This window comes from Chitinimonas sp. (assembly GCF_041904975.1).
Classification (GTDB): Bacteria; Pseudomonadota; Gammaproteobacteria; order Burkholderiales; family Chitinimonadaceae; genus Chitinimonas.
Genome location: NZ_JAYRLZ010000130.1, coordinates 1 through 11,666, shown reverse-complemented (window position 1 = coordinate 11,666; position 11,666 = coordinate 1). Strand labels below are relative to the sequence as shown.

At 64.1% G+C, this 11,666-nt stretch carries 4 protein-coding genes and 1 pseudogene; 3 read left to right on the top strand and 2 right to left on the bottom strand.

Translation table 11 applies throughout. The annotated features are described in order from the left end of the window. Positions 1 to 166 precede the first annotated feature (166 nt). Complete coding sequence (locus ACE3OH_RS12900; RefSeq protein WP_374353247.1) at positions 167 to 553, bottom strand: tautomerase family protein; 387 nt, start codon at positions 551 to 553, stop codon at positions 167 to 169. A gap of 198 nt (positions 554 to 751) precedes the next feature. On the opposite strand from ACE3OH_RS12900, the gene ACE3OH_RS12895 reads away from it, so the two are divergent. Together ACE3OH_RS12895 and ACE3OH_RS12890 are read left to right on the top strand one after the other, a co-directional pair. Then, complete coding sequence (locus ACE3OH_RS12895; protein ID WP_374353244.1) at positions 752 to 5,002, top strand: hypothetical protein; 4,251 nt, start codon at positions 752 to 754, stop codon at positions 5,000 to 5,002. A gap of 620 nt (positions 5,003 to 5,622) precedes the next feature. Continuing rightward, positions 5,623 to 8,328: a winged helix-turn-helix domain-containing protein gene (locus ACE3OH_RS12890; protein ID WP_374353241.1), complete on the top strand. Its 2,706-nt coding sequence runs from the start codon at positions 5,623 to 5,625 to the stop codon at positions 8,326 to 8,328. A gap of 45 nt (positions 8,329 to 8,373) precedes the next feature. On the opposite strand, the pseudogene ACE3OH_RS12885 reads toward ACE3OH_RS12890, so the two are convergent. Next, a pseudogene (locus tag ACE3OH_RS12885) lies at positions 8,374 to 8,883 on the bottom strand (alpha/beta fold hydrolase); the annotation flags it as partial. Between the two features lie 453 nt (positions 8,884 to 9,336). Between ACE3OH_RS12885 and ACE3OH_RS12880 the strand changes: the two are divergent. Next, on the top strand, positions 9,337 to 11,666 hold a 2,330-nt coding region (locus ACE3OH_RS12880; protein ID WP_374353238.1), incomplete at its 3' end, for a pullulanase-associated domain-containing protein.

Genomic DNA, 11,666 nt, shown 5'->3' with positions numbered 1-11,666 from the left:
TGCTGTTGCGGATCGCCAATGCTTGGCGATCGATGCTGCAAGACTAAAACAGGGCAGCGCGCTGCGCGATCACGGCTCGATACGGTGCCGAAATCGCGGTATGCAGTGCAAATATGCTGGATGGATGACGCGCTTGGCGGCGCGAAACGCCGCCAAGCCGTTGCGACTACACGTCGAGCTTGAAGCCCAGGTCGATCTCCGACGCCGGTTTGCCGCCTACGCCCCAGTTGTCGAGCGCTGGCTCGTGCAAGATGATGGTGATGTCGGTGGCGGCAATGCCCAGTTCGCCAAAGCGCCGGGCGATTTCCGCATAAAGCAGTCGCTTTGCCGCCAGCGATCGGCCCGGAAAGATCTGGATCTCCACCACGGTGTAGTTATCGGTTTTGGCTGGCGGTACCGGAAAGTGGCCGGGCGGGTATTGCACAAAGCGAATCTGCCTGTCGTCGGCCGGCACCTTCAGCGCCAGGCATTGGGCCTGGTAGACCGCGTCTATCATGGCGTCGATTTCGCTCTGGCTGCGTGGCCGGCACACTTCGATTCGGGCGATGGGCATGGGGTGTTTGGCTCGGATTGCCGTGGCAAGGTGGCCATTGTGGCATGGCAACAGGTGACAAAGCGCGCAACAGGCGCCAAAGTAGGGCTCGAGCACCGGCGCCTGCCTGTGCATAAGGATAATGCAGCGGCATCTGACCCGTTTTGCACGGCTGCTGCGTTCAAGCTGCGCCCGATCAACCACCGAAAGCGACGCACCATGCGGATTCCTGCTCTTGTGCTGCCTTTACTGTCCCTTGCCCTGTCTGCTGCCCCCTTGCCCGAATCGCAACTGCCCAACCCGCTGAAAAGCTGGGTGCCCTGGGCCATGCACGGCCATGAGGAAGTGCAATGCCCGAGCGTCTACCACAGCCAGGACAGCCGCTTTTGCGTGTTTGTCGGGCGTATCGATCTGGCTCTGCGCCGCGATGGCGGCAGCTTCAGCCAGTCGCTACTGGCGTATCGGGCCGACTGGCAGGCGTTGCCCGGTGGGCAGAAGTTCTGGCCGCAGAGTGTCAAGATCGATGGCAAGCCGGCAGTGGTGGTGGCCAAGGATGGCCTGCCCGGCGTGGAGCTGAGCCCGGGCGCGCACCAGATCAGCGGCGAGTTTGCCTGGAAGGACATGCCGGAAAGCCTGCCCCTGCCGGCGCGGGTCGGGCTGATCGGGCTGAGCCTCGATGGCGCGCGCATTGCCGAGCCGGAAATGGAGGCCGATGGCCAGCTATGGCTGCGCAAGAGCGGCAATGCGGTGGGCGAGTCGCATGTCGACTTGAAGGTGCATCGCAAGATCAATGACGATATTCCACTGTTGCTCACCACCCATATCGAAATCAATGCTGCCGGCAAGAATCGCGAGATGAATCTGCCGGCAGCCTTGCTGCCTGGCTTTACCGCGCTCAGCCTCAATTCGCCCTTGCCGGCCAGGGTAGAAGCCGATGGCTCGCTGCGGGTTCAGGTGCGTGCCGGCTCGTGGCATCTCTATCTGACCGGTCGCAGCAGCGGTCCGCTCAATGCCCTGCCCCTGCCCAAGTCCGATACGCCCTTGGCGGCAGAGGAGGTGTGGTCTTATGAAGCGCAGCCGAGCCTGCGCTTGGCCACGGTGGAAGGGGTGCTGGCCATCGATCCGCAGCAGGCCGGTGTGCCGGAAGACTGGAAGCGGCTGCCCGCCTATCGCTTGCAGCCCGGTGACACGCTGAAATTCAACCAGACCAAGCGTGGCGATCCGACACCAGCGCCAGACCAGCTCAGCCTGAGCCGCCAGCTCTGGCTGGACTTCGATGGCGGCGCCTACACGGTGCAGGACGCGATCAGCGGCACCATCAGCCAGTCCTGGCGCCTGGAAATGGCGGCGCCGCAGCAGCTTGGCCATGTCAGTGTCGATGGCAGCGACCAGCTGCTCACCCGGCTGGCCGGCAGCGAGCGGGTCGGGGTGGAAATCCGCCAGGGCAAGGCGAACCTGCTGGCCGAGAGCCGCGTTCCGGCCAGCGGCAAGCTGCCGGCCACCGGCTGGGCGCAGAGTTTCAACAAGCTGGACGCCAGCCTGCATCTACCGCCCGGCTGGCGCTTGCTGCATGCCAGCGGGGTGGACCGCGCGCCGGGCTCCTGGGTAGAGAGCTGGTCGCTATTCGACTTTTTCATTGTGCTGATGGTGACCCTGGCCACCGGCAAGCTGTTCGGCTGGCGCTGGGGTGCTCTGGCACTGGCGGGGCTGGCGCTGTCCTACCACGAGCCGGCTGCACCACGGCTGGCCTGGATCAATCTGCTGGCGCTGGTGGCTATTTTGCGGGTGCTGCCGCAGGGGCGCTTTTCCAAGTGGTTGCGTGCCTACTGGGGGCTGAGCCTGGTGTCCATGGTGCTGATCTTGCTGCCCTTCGCCATCACGCAGATCAGGCAGACGCTGTATCCGGTGCTGGAACCGCACAATGGCGGGCTTGACGCGGCCTACGGCGGGACGGCGCGGATGAAGATGCCGGTCAAGACAGCGGTGATTGAGGAAGCCAGGCCGGAACCGCCGGTTGCCGCTGCCCCGGCCGCACCTGCCGCGATGGTAGCCGGCGAGGTGGCGGTGAGGGAGGAAGTAGCCAATGTCGCCGATGCGGCACCCAAGCCGGCTGAAGCATCGGTCGGTGCCAGCGTCGCCCTGAAGCTCAAGGTCGCACCGCAGCAGCAGAACAATATGGCACAGGCCAAGGTCGCGCAGACCTTCAACCAGTTTGACCCCAATGCGCGGGTACAGACCGGCCCCGGTCTGCCGCGCTGGCAATGGTCAAGCTATGCCCTGCACTGGAGCGGCCCGGTGGAGCAGGACCAGCAGCTACGGCTGTGGCTGATTTCGCCGGCGATGAATGCACTGCTTACCGTATTGCGGCTCGCCGGCCTTGCCGCCTTGCTGATGCTGATCACCGGCTGGCGCCCGCGCCGCTGGCCGGATTTGCGCGCAGGCGGGGGAGCCCTGGCTGCTGCCGTGCTGGCCCTGATGCTATTGCCGGGGCAGCCGGTAAAAGCCGACGAGCTGCCGGATGAGCAGCTGCTGGAATCGCTGCGCGGCAAGCTGTACCCGCCGGCTGCCTGCCTGCCGTCGTGTGCGCAATACAGCCACCTGGCTGTCAGCATCGCCGGTGACAGCTTGCAACTGCGTCTAGAGGCGCATGCTGCCATCGCAACAGCGGTGCCACTGCCGGGCGGGGCCAAGCAATGGCTGCCGGCCCAGGTGCAGCTCGATGGCAAGCCGGCTTCCGGCCTGTTGCGCGAGAGCGATGGCACGCTGTGGCTGGCGCTACCGGCCGGCATTCACCAGATCAGCATGGAGTCGTCGCTAGCTGGGCGCGATGCAGTGCAGCTGGCGCTGCCGCTCAAGCCGCACCAGGTGGTGAGCACACTCAGCGACTGGACGCTGGAAGGCCTCGGCGCCGATGGCCAGGCTGGCGAGAGCCTGATTTTGGCGCGCAAGACCCACGACGAAAAAAACGGCAAGGCCGACCAGCTGCCGCCCTTTGTGCGGGTGGAGCGCAGTCTCTCGCTTGGCCTGACCTGGGAAGTGGTCAGCACGGTCAGCCGGGTGGGCGAGAGCCAGGCGCCGCTGGTGGTGGATATACCGCTGCTGCCCGGCGAAGCGGTGACCAGTGAAGACATCAAGGTGGAAAACGGCCATGCACTGATCAATCTGGGCCGCTCCGGCAGTGTCAGCTTCAATTCGGTGCTGAAGATCGCGCCGGAACTGAAGCTGCAAGCCAGTAGCGCCGGCAATCAGGTACAAGTGTGGTCGCTGGCAGTCGGGCCGCAATGGCATGCCAGCTTTAGCGGCATTGCCGTGGTGCAGCACCAGGATGGTGGCAGCCACTGGCTGCCGCAATGGCGGCCGTGGCCGGGTGAGTCGGTCACCATCAGCCTGAGCAAGCCCGCTGCGGTAGCCGGGCCGACCTTGACGCTGGAGCAGTCGCAGTTGACGCTCAGCCCCGGCATCCGCGCCAGCGATGCGCAGCTGGAACTGACGCTGCGCTCCAGCCAGGGCGGCCAGCACAGCGTCACCCTGCCGGAAGGCGCCAGCCTGCAAAGGGTGTTGATCGGAGGGGCCGAGCAGCCGATTCGCCAGGAAGGACGCACGGTCAAGCTGCCGCTGGTGCCGGGCGAGCAGCAGATCGTGCTGCAGTGGCGCGAGCCGCGCGGCATGGGCCTGGTGTTTACGACTTCGCCGCTTGATGTCGGCATATCCGGCGCCAATGCCAATCTGCAGATCAAGCTGCCGGCCGATCGCTGGGTATTGCTGCTCGGCGGTCCAGCCATGGGTCCGGCGGTACTGTTCTGGGGCGTGCTGCTGGTGTTGCTGCTGGTGTCGATCGGCCTGGGGCGGCTATCGCTCACGCCGCTGCGTGGCTTGCACTGGTTCGGACTGGGCTTGGGCCTGATGCCGGTTGCCACCGATCTCACCGCCGTGGTGTTTGGCTGGCTGTTGCTGCTGGGCGTACGCCGCCGCTTTGGCGCCGCTATCCCGCAGCGCTGGGCCTTCAATCTCTTGCAGATCGTGCTGGTGCTGCTGAGCCTTGCTGCCATGAGCGCCCTGTTCGATGCCGTGCAGCAAGGCCTGCTCGGCCACCCGGATATGCAGGTGCAGGGGCATCTGTCCTCCAGCGAGCAGCTGAGCTGGTATCAGGATCACAGCCAGGCGCTATTACCCTCGGCCTGGGTGTTGAGCCTGCCGCTGCTGGTCTACCGCCTGCTGATGCTGGTGTGGGCCAGCTGGCTGGCCTGGTCGCTACTCAACTGGCTGAAATGGGGCTGGTCATCCTATAGCGAAGGCGGCTTGTGGCGCAAAGCACCACCGAAGGCGGCGAAGGCTGCTGAACGCACTGCGGCTAGCGCTTCTGGCAACACTGAAGCGGTCGAGGGCGCAAGCGATACGAGCACGCCGGATGAGCCGGGTGAAGCAGGTAGCTCACCAAATGGGGCTAATCCAACGTCAGGAGCGAATTAAGTCCAAGGGGAGCCGGCTGGCAAGCCGGCCACCTGCCTGGCCGCCTCACGATGGCGCTGAAATAGCGCGATAGATAGTCAGTGATACATCCATTTTCGCGCCTGTCCTGGTTCTCACGGGATAACCGTAAGTGGTTGAGAGCGCGATTTTTTCGCAGCGATCGCGCATGCCAAGCCATGCCGCCCGAGCTATGCCGGGCGGCATTTTTCTTATCCGATCAAGGCGCGATGTTGCGCCCGGCATGAAGCTTGTTGCAGAAGTCTTGACTGCCTTCTGCGCCGTTCGCCGGCAAAGCCTGCCGCCGTTACAATGCGGCCGCGCCAGCTATCGCTTGCCCCGGTTTTCACCGGCCGCACCGACCGATATAGCCTCGGTATGGCGCCCTCTTGCGAACCGCCGCATGAATTGCCCGACGCGCAAAAGCGCCGTTCCACCGTGGCGGCGGGGGCGGATGGGGCGGAATGAAACAGCGCGAAATCAATGCCCTATCTACTTTTGCAGTAGTCCCGGGTCTTCCGGGACATGCGGTGGTGGTTGAGAACTCGATTCGTTCAGAGCGTCCCTCAGGCAGGCGCAGTCAGTTGAAATGGCCAGCCATGGCCGCAGGAAAGTTGCTCAGGATGTCATCGCTTTATCGCTATCGTTTTGGTGTCTCTACCTTTGATGAGTCCAAGGCCGAATTGACCGTCAATGGCCTGCAGGTGGAGATCCAGCCGCAGTCTGCCCGCATTCTCAGTGTGCTGCTGGCCGCCCGCAATGAGGTGGTGACCCGTGCCGACCTGGAGGCGCAGGTGTGGAACGGGCGGCTGGTTGGCGACAATGTGCTGGCCAGTGCGATTACCCGTTTGCGCGCCACCCTGGGTCCTGCCAATGCCGGCTTGATCGAGGCGATTCCCCGCGTTGGCTACCGCATTGCCGAGCCGGTGCAATGCACCATTGCCGGCCTGCGTCTGCAGAACGAGCTGGCCTTGCAAGTGGGGCAGGAAGCACCGCAGCGGCCGCGATTTATGCTGGAGCGCATGCTGGGCAGCGAGGTGTGGCTGGCGCGCCATCGCAAAACGGGCGAATTGCGGGTGTTCAAATACGCGGCCAATGCCTCGCAGCTGGCCGATCTCAAGCGCGAGGCCACCCTGGCCCATGTGTTGCGCGAGCAGCTCGGCACCCGCGCCGATATGCTGCCCATCGATGACTGGAATTTCGAGCAGGAACCATTCTTTCTCGAAATGCCCTATGGCGGCGATGACTTGCTGGCCTGGAGCCGCCGAGACGATACGCTGGTGCGGCTGGACCGCTCGGCGCGACTGGCACTGTTCCGCCAGATTGCGGTAGCGGTGGCCAGCGCTCACAGCGTCGGCATTCTGCATAAGGACTTGAAGCCGGCGAATATCCTGGTGGAAGCGATCGAGGCTGGCGGCTGGCGCTTGCGCCTGGCCGATTTTGGCTGCGGGCGCATGACCGATCCGGACCGCCTGGCCGAACTGGGCTTGAGCCAGCTAGGCGGCAGCGGTCCGCAGACCATTGTCGATGATTCGCTGCGCGGTACGCTGGCTTATATCGCGCCGGAAGTCCTGCGCGAAGAGCCATCCACCGAGCGTAGCGATATCTATGCGCTTGGGGTGATCCTCTACCAGTTGCTGGCGGGGGACCTGCGCAGCCCGATGGTGCCGGGCTGGGAGCGCGATATCGACGATGCGCTCCTGGTCGAAGAAATCGCCCGGGCGACCGATGGCGACCCACTGCGGCGGACCGGCAGCGTGAGCGAGTTGATCGACAGCCTCGATAGCCTGGCGCTGCGCCGCGAAGAGCGCGCCCGCCAGCTGGCGGAGCGGGCGCAGCATGAGGCGGACCGCCGCGCGGCCCAGCTGGCGCGGGCACGCCGACCCTGGTTGATTGCCACCTTTGCCACCCTGGTACTGGCCCTGTGCAGCTGCCTGTTCGCCTATTACCGCCTGCACCAGACCGAAATGGCCGAGGCGCAACAGGTGCGCAATGTCTTGGCGCTCAATCACTTCTTGAGCCGTGACCTGATCGATGAAGCCAATCCGGCCTGGTCGGGCCGCTCCAATGTCACGGTGCAAGATGCGGCACGGCGTGCGGCGGCAAAGATCGATAGCACCCAGCCAGCACCCAGTCCCGAAGTCGCCGCGCGCCTGCATTCGGCCATGCAGCGCACTTTCAACAGCCTGGGCCTGCATCGCGAGGTGCTGGAAGAGAGCCAGAAAACGCTGGTCGCCCTGGCTGGGCTGCCGGCGGTAGATCCGGCGCAAATCGACGCCGTGCGCATCGTGTATGCCAATAGCCTCACCAATCTGACGCGGATAGCCGAAGCGAAGCAGCAGCTTGATCTGGTCGACAAGTCGCTGCGACCGTTGTCGGCTGCGCCATCGGAGACACTGGCCGAATACTGGTATGTGCGCGGCGGTGTGGTGCAGGCCGGTAGCTATGACTGGCAAGCGGCGCAAACCATGTATGAGCGGGCGGATGCCGTCATGCGGCAGCTGCCGGCTATCCATTCCCATCTGCTTGAACACAATGAATTTGCCAGGGAGCGCACCATCATGAATCTGCGCCGCTATCCGGAAGCGGAGCGCGTTGCGCGGGCCTTGCTGGAACGCAATACGGCGAAATATGGCAAAACCCATTACCTGAGCTGCCTGGCGCAGCGTGCTTTGGCCGATACGCTGGCCATTGCCTATCGCGACGAGCGTGGCATCCAGATGTCGCAGCAGGCGTTTGAATGTATGAAAGAGGCCAGCGGCCCGGATACCACCGAAACGGCCCGTGCCTATGCCCGGGTTGGCAATGCCTACGCCTTTTCAAAGCAATGGGAAAAAGCAGCCGGCATCCACCTGCAAGCGGTGGAGATGGCAGACCGGCATACCGGCCCGAAGTCCAATCTCGCCATCGTGGCGCGCAATGGCGCAGCCTGGGATCTGATCCAGCAGGGGCGATTCGAGCAGGCGAGAACACTATTGCAAACCAATCTGGGCCACGCGCGCGCCAGCTATGGCGATGACTCGCCCGTTATCCAGGCTATCCGCTTCAATCTGGCCGATTGCCTGCTCAATATGAGTGAGACGCAAGGGGTGAGTGCCCTGCTGCATGGTTTGAACGCCGACGATCTCGCGAAAATCCGACCGGAATACGAGTGGGCCGGCCCGCTCAAATACGAACAGGGCAGGCTGGCCTTGCTGCAAGGGAACAAGGCCTCCGCCCGCGCCTTGCTCGATGCGTCGGCGACACTGGTCGAGCGCGACAAACCGGCTACGGTGATCATTCCGCTTGAACGTATCCGCGCCGAATTTGCCAAGGCGCGCGCGGTATAGCGGTTGGGCAGTGAATCAGCATCGCCGCGATGAGGGGCTGTATGGCTACGGTGCTGCCGCGTGGTAAATCACCGCCGCGCGAATCGCCGCGATGACCACATCGGGATTGTCGATCGGGATGTCGTGACCGCCTTCCACCATGGCTACGCGGCCGCTCGGAAACAGGGTCGCCATATAGTCCTTGGGCTCGTATTTGTCGTCGATCATGGGCCGGGTGGCGCGCAGCACCAGGACATTCTTGCCCGGATACGGCGGTAGCGCGGTAATGCGCCGTGCCGTGTCCTCGATTCCGCGGATCTCTTCATAGCTGGTGTGAGAGCTGCCGATATAGGCGCCTGCCCGCAGCCACCATGGCGACACTGCCGGATTGAGGATGTCCTTGATGCGCGGGAACACCGAATCCACCAGCACCAAGCCACTTACTTCGTCGGGATAGCTGCGTGCATACAGCTGGGCATACAGGCCGCCTAGCGAGTGGCCGACCAGCACATAGGGTGGCGGCGAGCGTATCGCTGCCCAGTCTGGCCCGCCATGGCGCAGTGCGGCATGGGCGCGCGTAGTGGCATCAGCTCGGCCTACCGCCGAAAACCCGGATCGACGTCGGCTTGCCGGTCAGCTGTGGCTGGGCATCGGTTGTCGCCGCTGGCGTAAACCGGCAAGGGCAGTGGCGTTTGCCGTGTTTTTCGAGGGAAACCCGTATAAAGCTTGACCGCCTGCGAGCAGTCAGTCACAAATGCTCAGGCGCAGGCAAGCGGGCGGTAGTCGCAAACATAGGACTACAGATCGCCTGTTGCGTCGCACAAAAAACAATGACCCAAACCAGATAAAGAAGCACCGAGCGATTCGACTTGCCGGCCAGCGGCGCAGCATTGCGGCGATGGTAGCAATTGGCGCGGCCGATAACAGCGAGGGGCCAAGGCTTACTCGCAGCGGCACCAGACCCGGAAATTCCGGGGCCGCCCGTGTCCAGCCGATCGCTCGGGTGTTTCCAGAGTGGAGTGACTGACAATGATCGACAAGGGCAAGTCCACCTTGGGTGGATGCTTGCGGCTGGCTGCCGCCTGTTGCGGGGCGGCGCTGCTATTGGCTGGCTGCGGTGGTGGCGGCAGCAGCGGCGGTGGAAGCGGTGGCAGCGGCGGTGTGACGCCGGGCACGCCGGCCGTGGCCGCCGGCAAGCTGCGCGTGCATCTGTGGCGCAAGGACGGCCAGTATGCCAACTGGGGCGTGTATTCCTGGTCCGGCCCCAAGCAACCCTCTACCGGCTGGCCCGGCAACCGTTTCTTGTTCGATCAGCGTGATGGCTATGGCGGCTTTACCGATATCGAGGTCGATATTGCCAAGGGCAAGATGGACTTTCTGGTCACCCAGCCCACGGCCGATGGCAAGGATGCGATCAAGTCCTGCGGCAGCGACCAGAGCGTGACCTTTGCGCCGGAGCTGGCCAGCAGCGGCCAACAAGTGTGGCTGAAGGAATCGGACTGCACCGTGTACAACAGCGCGCCACCGCAAACCGCCGCCAATCTGTCGCTGGCGCGCGCGGTATGGTTGGCGGCCGATACGATGGTGTGGCCGGGCGTGGGCAATGGCGGCAGCTTCAAGCTCTACCATGCCGCCAATGCCGGCATGAGTTTGAACGCGACCGGCATTGCCGGGGCTGATGGCAGCGTGGACCTGAGCGTGGGCAGCCTGAGCGAGGCACAGCGCGCGCAGTTCCCGCAATTCGCCAATGCCACCGTGCTGAAACTGCCGGCCGGGTTCGACCCGAAACCGCTATTGAGCGGCCAGCTGGCGGTGGCGCAACTGTCGGCCGGCAGCCTGCTCGATGGCAGCCAGCTGCAACTGGCGCCGCTGCTCGATGCGCTATACGCAACTGCCGCACGCGCGCAGCCACAGGGCCTGAGCTTTGTCGCGGGTGTGCCGAGCTTTACCGTGTGGGCACCCACCGCCAAGTCGGTCAGCCTCAATATCTACGACAGCGCCAGTGCCAGCACGCCGCAGACCAGCGTGCCGATGCGGCTCGACCCCGCCAGCGGTAACTGGCGCTATGCCGCCAGCGATGGTGCTTGGCATGGCCGCTATTACAGCTACACGGTCAATGTCTATTCACGCGCAGCCGGCAATGTGGTGGTCAGCAATACGGTGGCCGACCCCTATGCGGTGTCGCTCAATGCATTCGATCGCAACAGCCCTGCCAATCTGCATGCGCTGGTGCTGGACCTGAACCATGCCAGCAGCAAGCCGGCCGGCTGGGATGCCCACGTCGCCAATGCCCTGCCCAAAACGCTGGATGGGGTGGATAGCAGCCTGTATGAATTGCATGTGCGCGATTTCTCGGTGAGCGACGCCAGCGTGCCGGCCAGCCAGGCTGGCAAGTTCGGCGCCTTTGGCCGCAGCAATATCGGCGTGACCGCCGGCATGCGCCATCTGGGCAGACTGGCGAATGCCGGCCTCACCCATGTGCATCTGCTGCCGGCTTTCCAGTTTGCCAGTGTCGATGAAGTGCGCTGCAGCACACCGCAAATTGCCCCATCGGCCGGGGCGGCGCTTACTGCCCAGACTGCTGCGGTAGCCGCACAAGGCAGCGATTGCTTCAACTGGGGCTACGACCCGCTGGTGTATGGCGCGCCGCAGGGCAGCTATTCGTCCAATGCCAACGATGGCCTGGCGCGGGTCAGCGAATTCCGCGAAATGGTGCTGGGCCTGCATGCGGCCGGTCTGCGGGTGGTGATGGATGTGGTGTACAACCACACGCCGGCCAGCGGCCAGGCGGCAACCTCCATCCTCGACAAGATCGTGCCGGGCTATTACTACCGCCTCGATGGCAATGGCAATGTGGCCAACCAGTCGGGCGCCGGCGCCGATATCGCGGCGGAAAACGCCATGGCCGGCAAGCTGGTGATCGACACCCTGGTGCGCTGGGCCGACCAGTACAAAGTGGATGGCTTTCGCTTTGACATCATGAGTCTGATGCCCAAGGCGCTGCTGCAACAGGCGCAGGCGGCGCTCGATGCGGTAGCGCTGGCCGATGGCCGCCGCGCCAATGCCGCCGCGCTGGGCATCTATCTGTATGGCGAAGGCTGGACCCAGAGCGCGCTGCCCTTTGTGAACGCGCAACAGGCCAATATGGCCGGCACCGGCATCGGTACCTTCAACGACCGTCTGCGCGATGCGGTGCGCGGCGGCGGGCCGTTCGACAGCGGCAGCAATATGGTCAGCCACCAGGGCTTTATCAATGGCCTGTGCTACGACAATAACGACGGCAGCAGCTGTGATACCACCAGCAGCAAGGTGGACTGGTGCGATAGCGGCAAGATGAGCCAGCAAGCCTGCCTCTACCT